This is a genomic window from Verrucomicrobiia bacterium, from assembly GCA_023953615.1.
In the GTDB taxonomy this organism is placed as follows: domain Bacteria; phylum Verrucomicrobiota; class Verrucomicrobiia; order Limisphaerales; family JADLHS01; genus JADLHS01.
This window is the reverse complement of the sequence record JAMLJH010000002.1, coordinates 925,017-942,705: the sequence shown is the minus strand read 5'-3', so window position 1 is coordinate 942,705 and position 17,689 is coordinate 925,017. Positions and strand designations below refer to the sequence as shown.

At 58.8% G+C, this 17,689-nt stretch carries 8 protein-coding genes; 5 read left to right on the top strand and 3 right to left on the bottom strand.

From position 1 onward, the window contains the following. Window positions 1–90 precede the first annotated feature (90 nt). The 4 genes from M9920_14320 to M9920_14305 are packed head-to-tail and all read left to right on the top strand — an operon-like array spanning window position 91 to window position 12,685. Window positions 91–1,617, top strand: a complete 1,527-nt coding sequence (locus tag M9920_14320; protein MCO5053458.1) for a sulfatase — start codon at window positions 91–93, stop codon at window positions 1,615–1,617. Window positions 1,618–1,638: 21 nt separating this feature from the next. Continuing rightward, window positions 1,639–3,699, top strand: coding sequence for a DUF1080 domain-containing protein (locus M9920_14315; protein ID MCO5053457.1), 2,061 nt, complete (start codon window positions 1,639–1,641; stop codon window positions 3,697–3,699). A gap of 29 nt (window positions 3,700–3,728) precedes the next feature. Further along, a complete protein-coding gene (locus M9920_14310) occupies window positions 3,729–11,720 on the top strand; it encodes a lamin tail domain-containing protein (GenBank protein ID MCO5053456.1) in 7,992 nt (2,663 codons plus the stop codon). Next, window positions 11,717–12,685, top strand: coding sequence for a sugar phosphate isomerase/epimerase (locus M9920_14305; GenBank protein ID MCO5053455.1), 969 nt, complete (start codon window positions 11,717–11,719; stop codon window positions 12,683–12,685). The genes M9920_14310 and M9920_14305 overlap by 4 nt, the downstream gene beginning before the upstream one ends. 32 nt (window positions 12,686–12,717) lie before the next feature. Here the strand turns inward: M9920_14305 and M9920_14300 are convergent, their stop codons facing one another. The 3 genes from M9920_14300 to M9920_14290 all read right to left on the bottom strand — a co-directional run bounded on the left by M9920_14300 (window position 12,718) and on the right by M9920_14290 (window position 16,470). Continuing rightward, on the bottom strand, window positions 12,718–13,941 hold the full coding sequence (locus M9920_14300) for an AAA family ATPase (protein MCO5053454.1): 1,224 nt from the start codon (window positions 13,939–13,941) through the stop codon (window positions 12,718–12,720). Window positions 13,942–14,010: 69 nt separating this feature from the next. Continuing rightward, window positions 14,011–15,165 carry a homoserine O-acetyltransferase gene (locus M9920_14295; GenBank protein MCO5053453.1) on the bottom strand — a complete coding sequence of 385 codons (1,155 nt, stop codon included), beginning with the start codon at window positions 15,163–15,165 and terminating at the stop codon, window positions 14,011–14,013. An 18-nt stretch (window positions 15,166–15,183) separates the two neighbouring features. Continuing rightward, window positions 15,184–16,470, bottom strand: a complete 1,287-nt coding sequence (locus tag M9920_14290; protein MCO5053452.1) for an O-acetylhomoserine aminocarboxypropyltransferase/cysteine synthase — start codon at window positions 16,468–16,470, stop codon at window positions 15,184–15,186. 859 nt (window positions 16,471–17,329) lie between these two features. On the opposite strand from M9920_14290, the gene M9920_14285 reads away from it, so the two are divergent. Beyond that, window positions 17,330–17,656 (top strand): RNA-binding protein, encoded by a 327-nt coding sequence (locus M9920_14285; protein MCO5053451.1) that lies wholly within the window; start codon window positions 17,330–17,332, stop codon window positions 17,654–17,656. Window positions 17,657–17,689 lie beyond the last annotated feature (33 nt).

Below are 17,689 nucleotides of genomic sequence, written 5' to 3'. Positions count from 1 at the left end.
CTCGGATTTCCTGACAACGGAGAGCGCTTGAACACCGCTCTCCGTTTTTTATTGAACTGACAACCAATCAAGCGGGCTTATTAAGCCGCCATGAAAACCAACTCGCTACTCCACCAGCCCTGGCCGGACTTGCCCGCCCACGCCAACAGCCATCATTACTGGGTCGTTGTCGCGCTCATCGTTTTCTTCCCGCTGCTCCTCGGCGCGGCTTCGCCCCGCTATAACGTGCTGTTTCTGGTCGCCGATGATATGCGGCCCGAGTTGGGTTGCTACGGTCATCCGTTGGTCCAATCGCCCCATCTCGATCGCCTGGCGGCTCAAGGGTTGCGGTTCAATCGCGCCTATTGCCAGGAAGCGCTCTGCAATCCGTCCCGCGCTTCCCTGCTCACCGGATTGCGCCCCGAAACCCTCGGCGTGTACGATTTGATCACCCACTTCCGCGACCAGAAACCGGAGGTGGTGACGCTGCCCCAGTTGTTCAAACAAAACGGCTATCGCAGTCTGTCTGTGGGCAAGATTTTTCATGTCACCAACGGAAATCACGATGATCCGGAGTCCTGGAGCGAACCGCCCTGGCATGGGCCGCGCGCTTCGGCCCGACCGGCAACGAACCCTTCCCCCGCTGCCGCCAAGCCCAAAAGCAAAAAGAAAAAGGCCATCACGCCCGATCGGTCCAATACCATGCCCTTTGATAATCCGGACTGTGATGATGACGATTTAATTGATGGCCAGATCGCCACTCAAGCCATCGCGGTTTTGAATCGGATCAAGGATCAACCGTTCTTTTTGGGCGTCGGCTTCCACAAACCGCACCTGCCTTTTGTCGCCCCCCGAAAATACTGGGAGCTTTACGATCCCCAACAGTTGCAACTGGCGTCGAATCCCTTCCTCCCCAAGGACGCTCCGGCTTTGGCCAGCAACAATGCCTCGGAACTGCGCCGTTACAAAAGTATTCCCGCCACGGGCGCGATCCCGGACGCAACCGCCCGCCAATTGCTCCAAGGCTACTACGCCTGCATCAGTTACACCGACGCGCAAATCGGGCGGGTGTTGCGCGAGCTGGACCGTCTCGGTTTACGTGACAATACGATTGTCATTTTCTTTGGCGATCACGGTTATCATCTGGGCGATCACGGCACCTGGAACAAACGCACGAATTGGGAAACCGCCACCCGCGCGCCGCTGCTGATTTCAGTACCGAATCAAAGCAATCGGGGCGCGGTCTCGGATGCGTTGGTGGAATTTACCGACCTCTATCCCACGCTGGCGGATCTGTGCGGACTCAAGCCACCAGCCGATCTGGAGGGCCTCAGCTTTCGGCCGTTGCTGGAAAATCCCCATGCGGATTGGAAGCAGGCGGCGTTTAGTATTTACCCCAAAAAAGATCCCGAGTTGGGACCCGTGGTGGGCCGCGCCATGCGGACGCCGCAGTATCGGCTGGTGGAATGGGCGGCCAGCGAGAGCGATTTCAAAACTTACGAGCTTTACGATGAACTCGCGGACCCTGAGGAAAACGTGAATCTGGCCAACGCGCCGGAATACCGTGAACGCCGCAACCAACTGGTTCAACAACTTAACGACGGCTGGCAAAAAGCCCGGCCAAAAACTTCGCATTAACCCATCACTCACCAGCTTAAGATGCCGATACCACCAGTCCCCGAATCCAGCGCCACATTAAACCGCCGATCAAATTTCATCCGCACCGGTGCCGTTTGGGGATTGCTCTGGCTGGGGTCGCTCGCCGGGACGATGGCGGCGGTCCAAGTGACAACGGAAGTTCTTCCCGCCAGCGGTCCCTCCGCTGAAACCACTTTTACGAATGTTCCCAATGTGTCCCGGCGGGACGCGGCCGCCACGGCGCACCTCCGGATTCTGGCGGGCGTGGTGGATCCGAACAGCGGCGGCTTGACGAAATTGCAGGACGGTCGCCTGCCGTCAGCGGCGGATGCCCCCGGCGAGAATTTCTTTTTCGACGCCGGCACCGACGGAGGCCGGTTGTTGTTCGACCTGGGACGGCTGGTTTCCGTCGAGCGAATCAACACCTGCTCGCGTCATCCGGGGTCACGCGGCCCGCAGGTCTATCGCCTGTACGGCAGCGATGGCAGTGGCGAAAGTTTTGTCGAACGCCCCCAACGCACCACGGATCTCGCCCGCAGCGGCTGGCAGCTTCTGGCCGCGGTGGATACCCGGCCCGCCACTGGTGATTGGGGTGGTGAATACCGGGTCCGCATCACCGATGCCTCGGGAGAGTTGGGAAAATTTCGCTACCTGCTTTTCGATATTTCTCCGACCGAACAGAACGATCCGTTCGGCAACACGTTCTACAGTGAAATTGACGTCATCGAAACCGGCGCCACTGAAGCGGCGACCGCCGCGCCTTACCGCTTCACCACCAGCACCGGCGAACAGCAAATCTCGGTGGATACTTCGGAAGCGCCCGATTTGGCGGAATGGGTGGAAGACAAACTGGCCCCCGTCCTGAGCGCATGGTATCCGCGCATCGTGGCCCGGCTGCCCAGCGCCGGTTTTAACGCCCCCACCAATGTCACCATCGTCATCCGTCCGGCGGACGGCGTGGCGTACGCCAGCGGCAATCGAATCACGGCCAACGCGGACTGGCTGCGCCGCGAACTCGACCGCGAGGCGCTGGGCGCAATCGTCCACGAAGCCGTGCATGTCGTGCAGGCATACGGTCGTTCGCGTCGGCCAGGATCTCAGCGTCCCCCGGGCTGGTTGGTGGAAGGCATTCCGGATTACCTGCGTTTCTTTTTGTTTGAACCCCAGAGTCACGGCGCGGACCTGATCTGGCTGGAAGGACGTCGGAACGCGAAGCTCCAGTACGATCAAAGCTATCGGATCACGGCGAATTTCCTGGATTACGTGATCCGCCATCATGATGCCAAGGCCACCCTGCTCACCCAGATCAACGCGGCTTGTCGGCGGGGCGAATACACGGACGCGCTTTGGGAGCAGTTAACCGGTAAAACACTGGCAACCCTGAACGAGGAATGGAAACAGCACGTCGAGGCGCAGTTGGCGGCCCGCGCCGGCGCACGACTGAACACCCTGACCACGGCGGAACAGCAGGCCGGTTGGCAATCGCTGTTCAACGGCGTGGATTTTACCGGCTGGCACAATTTCAAACGGGACGGCGTGCGTCCGGGCTGGCAGGTAAAAGAGGGTCTGCTGATTTGCGCAGACCCGCACGACGCCGGAGACCTGGTGACCACGGAAACCTTTGCGGCATTCGAGCTGCAACTGGAATACAACATCTCGAAAGGCGGCAACAGCGGCATCATGTACCACGTAACGGATGTCGGCGGCGCGGCCTGGGCGACCGGACCGGAATTTCAATTGGAAGACAACGCCCACGCTTCCGATCCGCAACGCTGTGGCTGGCTCTACGCGCTTTATCGGCCGTCCGAAGACCCGCGCACCGGTCAGCCGATTGATGCGACGCTGCCGGCGGGACAGTGGAATCAAATTCGCCTGGTCGTCACTCCGGATAAATGCGAGCACTGGATCAATGGAGTGAAATATTTTGAATATCAGTTGGGCAGTGACGATTTCAAAGGCCGCGTGGCGCGCAGCAAATTTTCCCAAATGCCGCTGTTTGCACAGACGGGGGCGGGCCGCATCGCGCTCCAGGGCGATCACGGCCAGATCTCCTTTCGCAATCTCAAAATTCGACGACTCTAATTCCGATAGAAAGTTCTCCGCTCCGTATCATGTTCAACGCTTGCTCTGATTTACCGATGCGCAAAACGGCATCGCGACCGCGGCTCACATTTCATTCCATCGGTTGGTTGCTAACGGCTCTGGCTGCTGGTGTGTTCGGTTGGAGATCGCTCCAGGCCGCCGACATGACGCCGCTCGCGGTTTCCGGATTCAACCTGGATGTCGTGATTGAAAGCACCGCTGCCGGTCCGCCCTACCAGAGTTACGCCACCAATTTTAATCCCAGCGAAAATTGGGCGTTTTATCAGGCGGGTTTGAGCGGCAAGTCGTACGGGTTGCCCGCGAACGGCAGCTTCCTGAGCGCGTTGGGCGATAATACCCGGTTTCAATTTCAACCCTACACGGCAAACAACGCGCTGGTGCTGAGTGCCAACACCGGGTTAAGCGAGGGAACACTGACACTGGTCACCCCGGAGACTTACCAGCGCCTTGCGGTCATTGCGCACTCGGGTAGCGGAGGTGGAGTGCCCGCTTTGACTCTTCATTTCACCGATGGCACTTCGTTTGTCACCACCTACAACGCACCGGACTGGTTTTTTAATCCCGGCGCGGCATTGAGCGGAATGGAACGGATTGATCTGACAAACGGAGGGACGGAAGGCGCTCCGGACGACCCTCGATTTTATCAGACCACCTTGAATTTGGCTTCGCTCTTGGGCGCGAATAACAAACCAATTGCCAGCCTCACGTTCAGCAAAGCTTCGTCGGCCGGCGCCACGGGCATTTACGCCGTGAGTGGGGAAGTTGCGCCGACCGCACCCGCCACCATTGTCACCAGCCCGACGAATACCACGGTCGTGGAAGGAACGGACCTCACCCTCCAAGCGGCGGTGAGTGGAGTTCCGTTTCCAACCTTGCGCTGGCTGCGAAACGGAGCGGTGCTCCCGGGAGCGACCAACACGACTTACAGCTTCATCGCGGCACTCGCGGATAACAACGCCGCCTACCGGTTGGTCGCTTCCAACTTCGTCAACGGCTCCAGCCAGGTGGTCACCAGCGCTCCGGCCGTGTTGACCGTTCTGGCGGATACCAATCGCCCCGTTCTGCTTTACGCCCAATCGCTCGGTCTGAATCAAGTGCTGGCCCAGTTTTCCAAATCTTTGCAACCGAGCAGCGCGACGAATCCGGGCAATTACGCGTTGAGCGGCGGCCTCACAATTTCAGCCATTACGCTCGATACCGCGCAAAGTAACGTGGTGCTAAGCGTAAGCCCGATGACCGATAATGCGTCGTACACGCTGACCGTAAACCACGTCGCGGATCAGACGGCGTCCGCCAATACCGTCACCAATAATTCCCAGGCGCAATTCATCGCCAGCGTTTATGCGAGCGTGCCTATCGGCGATGCGCCTCGCGGCAGTCAGTTCTACACGGGTGACGGCTGGGACATCTCCGGCGGCGGCAACGGTCTTGGCGGCAGTGCGGATCAATACCAATTCAGTTACGTGCCGCGTACCGGCGATTTTGATGTCAAAGTCCGCCTCGACGCGCTCACGTTGAGCGATGCGTGGTCGGAGGCGGGACTGCTGATCCGCGAAACGCTCGATCCCGATTCCCGCATGGCCGGCGTTATGGCCACGCCCAGCATCAGCGGCTGCTTCTTCCGATCGCGCTCAACCGCCAATGGCGCGGCCACCACCACCGGCGCGTTCCCGGCGAACTATCCGCATACGTGGTTGCGACTCAAACGCGCCGCCAACACCTTCACCGGTTTCGCCGGTGTGGATGGACAAAACTGGACGCCGCTCGGTTCGGTCAACCTCACTTTGCCGGCCACGGTTTATTTCGGATTTGCCGTGTCCAGCCATCATTCCAGCCAATTGAGCACGGCGGCGTTTCGAGACTTCGGCGAAGTGACTGCCAGCGGAGTGAACGGCGATTTGCCCTTCGAGGCGTTAAGCCAAAGTTCGCGCCGCACGAGTCTGGTGATTTCCGAAATCATGTATCACCCCACCAATACCGCGTTGGAATACGTGGAACTGTTCAACACCCGGGGCGAACCGGAATCACTCGAAGGCTTCGCCTTGCGCGGCAGCATCAATTATGATTTTCCCGTCGGCACGGCAATTCCCGGCGGCGGGTTTTTGGTGGTGGCCAAATCGCCGGTTGATTTGCAAAACGCCTACGGGTTGCCCAACGTCCTCGGACCGTTCGGCAACAGCCTTCCGAATTCCAGCGGTACGGTGCAATTGGTGAATCGCATTGGCGGGGTGTTTTTGCAGGTGGATTACTCCGATACGCCTCCCTGGCCGGTGGCGGCGGACGGCGCGGGACATTCGCTGGTGCTGGCGCATCCCTCCTGGGGCGAGAACGACCCGCGCGCCTGGGCCGCCAGCGAAGTGATCGGCGGCTCACCCGGACATTCTGAATTCTACGTTCCCGATCCGCTGAAGCACGTGGTGATCAATGAATTTCTCGCGCACACGGATGATCCCGAGCAGGACTACATCGAACTCTACAATCACAGCGCGACTCCGGTGAATCTGACCGGCTGCGTGTTGTCCGATGATCCCGAGGTGGACAAGTATCTCATTCCGGCGTTGACCTTGCCGGCCAATGGATACGTTTCCTTCAATCAAACCCTCCTGGGCTTTTCTCTCGCCGCCGATGGCGAAACCATCTACTTCAAAAATCCAGCGCGCACTCGTGTATTGGACGCCGTCCGTTTCGATGGCCAGGAAAATGGAGTGGCCACCGGACGTTATCCGGATGGCGCGGACCAGTTCTATCGGTTGACGGCCAAAACGCCGAGCCTGCCCAACGCGCCGGTGCGGGTCGGCGACGTGATCCTCAACGAGTTGATGTATCATCCCATTTCCGAAAACGATGACGATCAGTACGTGGAATTGTATAACCGAGGCGCAGTCGCGGTGAATCTCGACGGTTGGACTTTGGGCGATGGCATCAGCTACACGTTTCCCAATGGCGCCACCATCGCCGCCAACGGTTACTTGGTGGTGGCCAAAGCGCGGGCAAACTTTCTGAGCAATTATCCCGCGGTCAATCCGGCGCTTGTTTACGGCGACTTTGGCGGTCGCCTTTCCCGCAGCGGCGAACGCATCACGCTCGGCAAACCCGATTCCACCGTCAGCGAAAGCGGCGGCGTCACGGTAACCAATTTCTTCCAGATCGTTGTGGACGAGGTGACGTACGCCGATGGCGGCCGCTGGGGACAATGGGCCGATGGCGGCGGCAGCAGTTTGGAACGGATTGATCCACGCGCCAATTCCCGGTTGCCCTCAAATTGGGCCGACAGTGATGAAACGCAGAAAGCGCCGTGGCAATTGGTCAGCGCGACGGGCACGATAGATAATGGCTCGACCACCGCCGATCAGTTGCAAGTTCTGTTGCAAGGTGCGGGCGAATGTCTGATTGATAATGTCGAGGTCTGGCAGGACGGCGTTAATCTGATTGCCAATTCCACTTTTGAAGCGGGGGCCAATGGCTGGGTGGCTCAAGGGACGGAATCCACTTCCAGTCTCGAAACCACCGAGGGTTATGAGAGCGCGCAATCGTATCACGTCCGGGCCGTGACGCGGGGCGATAACCAAATCAATCGCATCCGCACGCCGCTTACGACCACTCTCGCCTCCGGCACCAAAAACGTCACCATCCGTGCCCACGTGCGCTGGCTGAAGGGGCATCCGGAAATCCTCTTTCGTTTGCGCGGCAACTGGCTCGAATGTGCCGGCGAAATGGCGTTGCCCATCAGCCCGGGCACGCCCGGCGCGGTGAACAGCCGTTACCAACCCAACGCCGCCCCGGCCATTACCGAAGTGCAACACTCGCCCGTTTTGCCGGCGGCTAACACCGCTTTCATCGTCACCGCCCAAGTGCAAGACCCCGACGGGTTGTCCGCCCTGCAACTGAAATATCGTCTGGACCCCAACTTAAATTATTCCACCGTCAACATGAACGACGCCGGCACCGCCGGGGATCAAGTGGCGGGCGACGGCATTTACACCGCCACCGTTCCCGGTCAAGTCAGCGGCGCACTCATCGCGTATTATGTAACCGCCACCGACGGTCAGGTGCCGGCGGCCACGGCCACCTTCCCGAACGATGCACCGACGCGTGAGTGTCTGGTGCGCGTGGGGGAAACGCAGCCCACCGGAAATTTTCCGACCTACCGGATCTGGATGAGCCAGGCCACGCTCAATTCCTGGTCCGTTCGCAATCGCTTGGATAACACGCCGTTCGATATCACGTTCGTGTTGGACGATAAACGCGTCATTTACAACGCCACCGGGCTGTATGCGGGCAGTCCTTATATCTCTCCCGGCTACAGCAGTCCCACCTCCGGCCGGTGCGGTTACAGCATTGATCTGCCCAAGGACGACCTGTTGCTCGGCGACAGCGGTCTGGTGCTGGATTGGCCCGGCGGCCACGGCGGTGAGACCTCCGCAATGCAGGAGCAACTGGGCTATTGGATTGCCGACCAATTGCGACTCCCCTTCAGTCATCGCTATATCATTCGCCTGCATGTGAATGGAGTAACCGATGAATCGCGGCACGCCGTCTTTGAAGCGGTTCATCAGCCGGGCAGTTCGTTCATCAAACAATGGTCGCCGGACGATACCGACGGGCAATTTTTCAAGATTGACCGGGCGTTTGAATTTAGTGACAGCGGAAGTTTGATCGCCGATCCACAGCCGCGCATTCAAAATTTCACCACCACCGGCGGCCTCAAAAAGCGCGAAAAATACCGCTGGAACTTCATGTATCGCGCAGCCAATCGCGTGAATGATTACACGGGTATTTTCGCTCTGGCCGACGCGTTGAATGCCGCGAAACCCGAACCTTACACTTCATCCACTTTGGGGCTGGTGGATGTGGAGGAGTGGATTCGCATTTTTGCCACCGAACACATCATCGTCAACTTCGACGCGTGGGGGCATGACATCGGCAAAAACATGTACGCCTACAAACCGCAAAACGGAAAATGGCAGCTTTACATGTTCGATCTGGACTGGCTCATGCTCGCGGCCCAGGTTAGCGGCAGTCGTCCTCCCGAAAGTGCGCCGCTCTTCAACTCGGAAGATCCGGTCATTGCCGCGATGTACGCCTATCCGCCGTTTCAACGCGCCTACTGGCGGGCGGTGGCGGACGCCCTCAACGGTCCCTTTGATCCGGCCAATTACACTCCGGTCATGGATGCCAAGTATCAATCCCTGGTCGCCAACCAAATCAAATGGTGCGATGGCGCGGCGCTGACCAGTCCCGCCGCCGTAAAAGCGTGGTTCGTGGCTCGCCGCACCTTTCTGCAAAACCAACTCGCCACGGTCGCCACGACGTTCAGCGTCAACAACAGCCCGTCGCTCGCGGGAAACATCGCGACCCTCACCGGCACCGCGCCCATCGGAGTGGACACCATCACAATCAACGGCGTGCCGTGGTCGGTGCGCTGGACCGGAGTTACGACGTGGACCGCGCGAGTGGCTTTGTCACCCGGCAACAACGTGTTCAATGTGGCGGGTCAGGACGCGCACGGTGAAACCATCCCCGGAGCGACTGGCAGCATTGCGATTACTTACGGCGGCGCGGTGACCTCGCCGGTGAACCAGGTGGTCATCAATGAAATCATGTATGCCCCGCTCGTGCCACGCGCGGAATTTGTCGAGTTGTTCAACACTTCCAGCAGCACCAGTTTTGACTTGTCGGATTGGCAGTTCAACGGGTTGAGCTATCACTTCCCCGGCGGCACGTTCATTGAACCGCAGCAATACGTGGTGCTGACCAAAGATCGCACCGCCTTCAACACGGCCTACGGGCCGGGCATCACGGTGCTGGACGAATTCCAGGGAGTAATTCAGCCCGAAGGCGAAACTTTAAGCCTGTTGTCACCCGGCGCGGTTCCGGGTGATAACACCGTGGTGGATCGCGTTCGTTACGAAGCCGCCGCGCCTTGGGCCGTCCCGACCCTCGGCGGCTCTTTGCAATTACGCGATGCCACGCAGGATAACAGCCGCGTGGCCAATTGGGCGGTGACCCTTCAATCCGGAACGCAACCCGAATCGCTCTCCTTGCTGGCCCTGACCAATACCTGGAAATTCATGCAGGTCTCCAACCTGGACGGAGTGAACTGGACGGCCCCGACCTTCAACGACGCGGCCTGGCCCGCCGGGCCCGCATTGTTGGCCTATGAAAATAATTCAGCGATCACCCCCTTGATCCGCACCACTCTGTTGGACCCGCGTGTGGCCACCAACAATGTCACTTCCGGCCACGCGTATTATTTCCGCACTAAATTTAATCTCACCAACGACCTGGCTGGTTATGCCGTCACCGCTGACGCTTACGTGGATGACGGCGCGGTGATCTACGTGAACGGCACGGAAGCCGCACGACTCCGCATGCCGACCGGTTTGATCTCGAATCAAACTCTGACTCAAAGCGGCCAGCAACCGCCCTCGGGCGACGCCATTGCGCCAGAAGCGATTCTTCTGCCGACCGCTCTCTTTGTTCCGGGCGAAAATACCATCGCCATTTCCATCCATCAGAACATCACCGGCAGTTCGGACATCACGTTTGGCCTGAGCCTCGTGGCCCAGCGGCTGGAGTCATGGGCCGCGACACCCGGCGCCCTCAATTCCGTTGCCGCCACGTTGCCGGCCTTTCCGACGCTTTGGCTCAATGAACTGCAAGCCAACAACCAGACCGGGCCGGTGGATAATTTTGGCCAACGCGATCCGTGGGTGGAAATTTTCAATCCTGGGGCCAGCCCCATCAACCTCACCGACTATTATCTTTCCGACGACTACGCCAACCCGACGCGCTGGAGCTTCCCTTCCGGTCTCACCATGCCTCCGCAAAGTTTCCTGCTGGTCTGGTGCGATAACGAGCCGGCTCAAACCGTCGCGGGCGTGCCGCACACCAATTTCCGGCTGCCGTCCGGTTCGGGACAAGTGGCGCTGTCGCGGCTCAGCGGCGGCACCAACCAATTGGTGGATTATCTGACCTACCACAATTTACCGGCCAACTGGTCGTACGGTGATGTGCCGGACGCCCAACCGTTCTATCGGGCAAATCTGTTCTACGCGACTCCGGGCGTAACCAATAACGGTGCGGCAGCGCCACTACCCGTTTTCATCAACGAATGGATGGCGGATAACACCCACACGCTGGCCGATCCAGCCGATGGCGGTTTTGAAGATTGGTTTGAGCTATACAACGCCGGCTCCGAAACCGTTGATCTGGGCGGCTATTACCTGACCGATAATCTTGGGAACAAAACGCAATTCGAGATTCCAAACAACGGTCAGTACCTGATTCCGCCGGGCGGCTACCTCCTGGTATGGGCGGACAATGAAGCCAATCAAAATTCCGCGAACCGCGCCGACCTGCACGTCAATTTTGCGCTTAGTAAAGGCGGCGAAGCCATCGGATTGTTCGCCGCTGACGGCACGCAGATTGACGCAGTCACTTTCGGATCGCAAACCAGTGATGTTTCCGAAGGCCGCTTTCCCGATGGCGCGGCCAACATTTATTCAATGCCCACTCCCACTCCCCGCGCGGGTAATGTCCTGCCCAACACACCCCCGGTTCTGAACCCGATTCCGGATCAGGAAATCACCCTGGGACAAACCTTGACCTTTACCGTCAGCGCCACCGATCCCGACGTACCCGCCCAAACCTTGACGTTCAGCCTCGAGGCGGGTGCGCCAGCCGGTGCGGTCATCAATCCACTGACCGGACAATTCAACTGGCATCCGGCGAGCGCACCGACGAACGCAACGATTACCGTCATGGTGGCCGACAATGGCACGCCCAGCCTGACGGCCTCGCGGAGTTTCAATGTCACCGTTTATCCGCCGCCCAGCCTCGGAATCCAGGTGAACGACAATCAAATGCAATTAAGCTGGCCGCGCGGCACGCTCCAGGAAGCGGATGAAGTGACCGGGCCTTATCACGATCTGCCGGCAATTTCCCCAATCACCATTGATTTGACAGAAGCGCAAAAATTCTATCGAATTCGATTATGAATCGTCGCCAATTTTTTGCCGCGACGGCGGCAAGTGTGGGTGCTGCCGCCACGTTAAGCCCCATCTCCAGCGCCGCGCAAACCACCACCGCCGCCCAACGTCGCGTGAAGCTGGCCATCGCCACTTATTCCTACTGGCATTTTCGCGGCCCGAAAGTTTCGATTGAAACCGTCATCGAAAAATGCGCCGCGCTGGGAGTTGAAGGCGTGGATATTCTGCACCGCCAAATGGACCTGCCCGAGCGCGATCCGCTCAGCCGGGCGCACCGCGATTATCTGCACCGGCTCAAACGCCTGGCCTTTGCCAACGGCGTCGCCCCGGTTTGCCTTTCCACACATCAGGGCTTTGTCAGCCCCCGCCCCGAAGTTGTGGCTGCCAACGTCGAGCACACCAAAAAGTGCATTGAGATTTGTTACGAACTCGGCATCCCCTCGCTGCGGATCAACACCGGTCGCTGGGGGACGATCAATGATTTTGACGAACTCATGGCGCAGCATGGAGAAGAACCCATTCTGCCGGGACACACCGAAGCGGAAGGGTTCAAGTGGTGCATTGACGGCATTGAAGCGTGTCTGCCCAAGGCCGCGGAATGTGGCGTCGTGCTCGCTTTGGAAAATCACTGGGGACTGGCCCGAACGGCGGCAGGGCTGCTGCGCATCGCCAACGCCATTCAATCCCCCTGGCTCGGCGTTTTGATGGACACCGGCAATTTTTTGACCGCTCCGTACCAAACCGCTGATTACGATCAGCTCGCGCAAATCGCGCCCCGCGCCGTGTTCGTTCAGGCCAAGACCTATCCCGGTGGCGGCGAATGGTACACGCTTGAAATGGATTACCGGCGCATCGCCAAAATCCTGGCCGAGGCGAACTACCACGGTTACGTGTCGCTGGAAATGGAAGGCAAGGAAGACCCGGAAACTGCCGTGCCCAAAAGCATCGCCCAACTGCGCGAAGCGTTTGCCTGAGGATCTCTCGATCGCGGGCTGAACGCGCCACTTCAGCGCTGCTTCAATAATCGCCGCAATTCACGAGCTGGAGCGTCCACCAACCGCGCGGTGACCGCCAAGCGTTTCACGCGCCGCCCCGGCAATTGAAATTTGAAATCGCGAAACACGCGTTCGCATTGCGTCATCAGGCCGCGGGCGCCAGTCTGTTCATCCGTCGCCAATTCCGCGAGACGGCGCAGGCCGTCATCCTTGAATTCACAACGGATGCCGTACGCGGCAAAGGCGCGCTCGTATTGGTGGATCAAGCTGCTCTCGCTCTTGCGCAACACGTTAAACAGGTCTTCCGTGCTCAATCCGTGACAGGCTACGCGCACCGGTAATCGGCCCACGAACTCCGGCTCCAAACCGAACGCGATGAAGTCGGCAGTGATGGCCTGCCCCAACAGTTCTTCCGAACTGCGGCGCGTTCGTTGCCGCCGCTCGCTCGCGGCGGCCCGCTCCAATCGCCGAACGATCAGTTCCCCCAACCCGGCAAACGCCCCGCTGACAATGAACAAAATATGGCGCGTATTGATCACCTCCGGCTGCGAAGCGCCACTGCCGCGCATGGCCGACATCGCGCTTTGCAATTGTCCAGTCACGTCGTTTGGTGACACCACCGGCACATCCCCGTCTTCCATCAGTTTCAGCAGGTTGGTTTGCACGCCGCGACCCGACACGTCGCGCCCGGCGGATTCGCCATGCGTCGCGAGTTTGTCCACCTCATCCAGATAAATGATCCCGTGTTCGGCCTTTTTAACGTCGCCCCCGGCGCGGCGCACCAAATCCCGCACCAGATCATCCACGTCGCCTCCCACGTAACCCGTCTCACTGAACTTCGTCGCGTCCGCTTTCACGAACGGCACGCCAATCAGTTCGGCGGCGGAGCGGATCAGATGCGTTTTGCCGACGCCGGTCGGTCCGAGCAGCAACACGTTTTGCTTTTGATAATACGGCGCCAAATTTCCCTCCTGCGTCAGGCGGACGTGTTGAAAGTGATCGCACAACGCCACGCTCAATACTTTCTTGGCCTCGCGCTGGCCGATGACGAAGCGATCAAGGTGACGGGCGATATCCGCCGGTTTCAGGTGGAAGCTGAATAACGGCTCAGGAGGAGCGGCAAATTCCAAAACGCCGGGCTTGGCCAGACGCGCGCGTTTGCTTTTGGCGCCGCGTGCCGGATCTGCCGTATCGGAGTCCTCGGGCGGTTGGCTGAATTGATTTGAAAACGCCATGCAGCAGAGTGTGTACGCTCCTGTTGGTAAAATCGAATGAAACTGACCGCCGCCAACCGCGCCGGCGAATCAACGATTGAGCGCCTGGATCAAGTGCGGCGTGAACAACCGCGGCTCCAGCAGAAAAGCGTCATGGCCTTTATCCGTATGCACCGTGATCCACATGACCGGCACGCGGGCTTGCTTTAACAAATGCACCAGTTTTGATTGATCCTGCGCCGGAAAAGCGCCATCGGAATCCATGCTGAACACCAGGAATTCCTGTTGGCGACAGCGCGCAAACGCGGCGGTCACGTTCTTCGCCTCCGCTTCGTCCGGCAGATTGAACCACTGCCAGGCGTCCACAATCCGCAAGTACGTGTTCGCGTCGAAACGCTGCACGAACTTCTCGCCCTGATGCCACATGTACGATTCGATCGGATGATTCATCCGGTACCAGCCGTGCGGCGATTGTTGACGCAAGATTTCGCTCCGCGCGCGCTCGCGCAAGGCTTCCAACGACACAAAGGTTTTATGCGCAATGCGCCGCGCCCGGGCCAGGCCGGTGTTGGGCTGCACCCCGCCGTAATAATCGCCGCCATTGAAATGCGGATCGCTCTCGATGGCGCTGATCTGCTCAAAATTCAGAATGCGCTGATTGATCGTGGTCTCGGCGCCGGTGGCAATCGGCACCACGGTTTTGACCCGATCCGGATATCGCGTGGCCAGCACCAGACACAGATAACCGCCCACCGAAGCGCCCACCACCGCGTGCAGTTTTTTCACGCCCAACGAATCGAGCAACTTCAATTGGGATTGGACAATATCCACCATCCGCAACACCGGGAAGGCCGGCCCCCACGGTCGCTGGGTCTTCGGATTGATTGAACTGGGGCCGGTCGAACCATAGCACCCGCCCAGGTAATTCGCGCAAATGACACAAAACTTGCGCGTGTCGAGCGCTTTGCCGGGGCCGATGAATTCATCCCACCACCCGACGTGCATCTCCTCCGTCCAGAGCTGATCCACGCCGGAAACGCGGCGGTTCACTCCCGCCGCGTGTTGACTTCCGGTCATCGCGTGAAACACCAGGATGACGTTCGACCGGTCGGCGTTCATCCGCCCGTACATCTCGTAGGCGAGCGTGAACCGCGATAACTTGCCCCCAACGCGCAACTTGAGCGGCGACTTGGGATTGTCGAACTCGAAAAAGCGCGTGGCCACCTTGCCAATCGAACCGTGCATGCGGGTTGCTCCCGACTTTTATACGGCTGCGGCCAAGGCCTGATCCAGATCGGCCCGGATGTCGTCAATGTTTTCCAGCCCGATGCTCAAGCGCACCAGCTCCGGCGTAATCCCGCCCTCACGTTGTTGTTCCTCATTCAATTGCGAATGAGTGGTGGTGGCGGGATGAATCGCCAGACTCTTGGCGTCACCGACATTGGCCAGGTGCGAGAGCAGCTTGAGCGAATCAATGAACTTCGCGCCCGCCTTCGCGCCGCCTTTGATGCCGAAGACGACCATCGAGCCGCCTTTGCCACGCAAATACTTTTGGTTGAGCTGGAACATGGGGTCGTTCGGCAATCCCGGATAGCGCACCCATTCCACACTCCGATGCGCCTGCAAGTGCTTGGCAACGGCCAGCGCATTCTCGCAATGGCGATCAATCCGCACCGGCAGCGTCTCGATGCCCTGCAGGAACATCCAGGAATTATCCGGCGCAATGCACGCGCCAATGTTGCGGAGCGGCACTGTGCGCATCCGGAGAATGAACGCCAGCGGCTTGAGTGGCTCGGGTAAGTCCAGCCCCCAACGCAATCCGTGGTAGGAAGTGTCCGGCTGCGTGTAGAGCGGGTGTTTCCCCGCCGCCCAGTTAAACCGACCGCCATCCACCACGATGCCACCGATGCCCGTGCCGTGACCGCCCAGCCATTTCGTCAGCGCGTGAATCACAATATGCGCGCCGTACTCCAGCGGCCGTGTCAGGTATGGAGTCGCAAACGTCGCGTCCGCCACCAGCGGCAAACCGTGGTCATTGGCCACTTTGGCCACCGCTTCCAGATCCAGAATATCGAGCGCCGGATTGGACACCGTTTCACAGAAAAGCGCGCGGGTTTTTCCGTCAATGGCGCGGGCATAATTCTGCGGATCATTGGAATCCACCAACTTCACCGTAATGCCCAACTTGGGGAGAATGTCGTGGAACTGCGTGAACGTGCCGCCGTAGAGATTGCGACCACTGACGATGTTGTCGCCCGCTTCGGCCAGATTCACGATCGTATTGAAAATGGCGGACATTCCGGAAGCGGCGGCCAGCCCGCCCATTTCAGGCGCGCCTTCCAACAAAGCGATGCGTTTTTCCAAGACGTCAGTCGTTGGATTTTGCAACCGGGTATAGATGTTGCCCAGCTCCCGCAGCCCGAACAGATTGGCCGCGTGTTCCGTATTGCGAAAAACGAACGAGCTGGTGCGATGCAACGGCACCGTGCGTGAGAGCGTGGTTGGATCTGGTTGCGTACCACCGTGAAGACAAAGAGTTTCAAATTTCATAAACTTAATTGTTAGCAAACCGTCAAGCTTAACGCGATAACAGATTTACGGCGGAAAACCAATCGAAAAAGTCGGATTGCTGCTATCGTCCTGATTAAGGGAAACGTTTTTCAACGGTTAAAGCAACGCAGTCGCTCCGCGATGTGCCTCCTTTTGATCTCTACTCCGCCTGAAGGCGGGACTACAAACTTTGCCCTTCTCGTTCGTAGTCCCGGCTTTAGCCGAATTGAACTTTCTCTTGCTGTTCGTAGTCTCGGCTTTAGCCGGCACGAACGCGATCATTCTGTAATGCGCTCCCTTGTGCCTTGCCCCCGCCTGAAGGCGGAACTACAAATTTTGCCGTTCTCGCTCGTAGCCCCGGCTTTAGCCGGAACATTCCGTTTACAACGCGACAAATCATCGAGGACAGGACGCCACATTGCCAACATTCCATGGTTCTGCGCCTCTGTGGCTAAATCGAATACATCCGCCGCCTGAAGGCGGAACTACAAACTCCGATCTTCTCGCTCGTAGTCCCGGCTTTAGCCGGAACATTCCGTTCACAACGCGATAAACCGGGGCAGCGAACACCGTATTGGAAACTCTCTGCGGCTCTACGTCTCTACGACTAAATCATTCCAGGTAGAGCGCACCCGCCACCTGAAAGCAGAGCTATAAATCTGAGGCGGCAAAGATAGTTGTGGATATTCATTGCCACGGTTCAAGAATCGGGCATGCTATGCCCCGTCTGCTCGACAGCATTTCACTATCAAGACATGGCAAATCCTCAGGTGAACACGGTTCAATGATGATTTTAGGCCCGAACAACCGGGAACAGTCTTTGAGAAGGCAATGGCCGGACGAAGACTGAAGACCTTGTATGAATAAATTGTTTGTGGGTAACCTTTCCTTCAACACCACGGAAAATGACCTGCGCGACGCTTTTGCGCCGCATGGTTCGGTAGCAGATGTCAACCTGATGCTGGATCGCGCTACGGGTCGCTCCCGCGGATTCGCGTTCGTAACCATGAGCTCGTCGGAGGAAGCGCAAACCGCCATCCAAGGCATGAGCAGCGCGTCGCTGGATGGTCGCGCCTTGACGGTCAACCTGGCCCGACCCCGCGAAGAGCGTGGGGACAATGGAGGTCGGCGTCGGGACGAGCGAAGCGGTCGCGGCGGCTATCGCGGAGGTCGCCATCGCTATTAAATTCATCACCGTCCGGCCGACGCGCGGACGTTT

Excerpts from the sequence above, each read along its gene's own strand:
- M9920_14300 (MCO5053454.1), bottom strand. The coding sequence starts at position 13,941 with ATGGCGTTTTCAAATCAATTCAGCCAACCGCCCGAGGACTCCGATACG.
- M9920_14295 (MCO5053453.1), bottom strand. The coding sequence starts at position 15,165 with ATGCACGGTTCGATTGGCAAGGTGGCCACGCGCTTTTTCGAGTTCGAC.
- M9920_14315 (MCO5053457.1), top strand. The coding sequence starts at position 1,639 with ATGCCGATACCACCAGTCCCCGAATCCAGCGCCACATTAAACCGCCGA.
- M9920_14290 (MCO5053452.1), bottom strand. The coding sequence starts at position 16,470 with ATGAAATTTGAAACTCTTTGTCTTCACGGTGGTACGCAACCAGATCCA.
- M9920_14305 (MCO5053455.1), top strand. The coding sequence starts at position 11,717 with ATGAATCGTCGCCAATTTTTTGCCGCGACGGCGGCAAGTGTGGGTGCT.
- M9920_14320 (MCO5053458.1), top strand. The coding sequence starts at position 91 with ATGAAAACCAACTCGCTACTCCACCAGCCCTGGCCGGACTTGCCCGCC.
- M9920_14310 (MCO5053456.1), top strand. The coding sequence starts at position 3,729 with ATGTTCAACGCTTGCTCTGATTTACCGATGCGCAAAACGGCATCGCGA.
- M9920_14285 (MCO5053451.1), top strand. The coding sequence starts at position 17,330 with ATGAATAAATTGTTTGTGGGTAACCTTTCCTTCAACACCACGGAAAAT.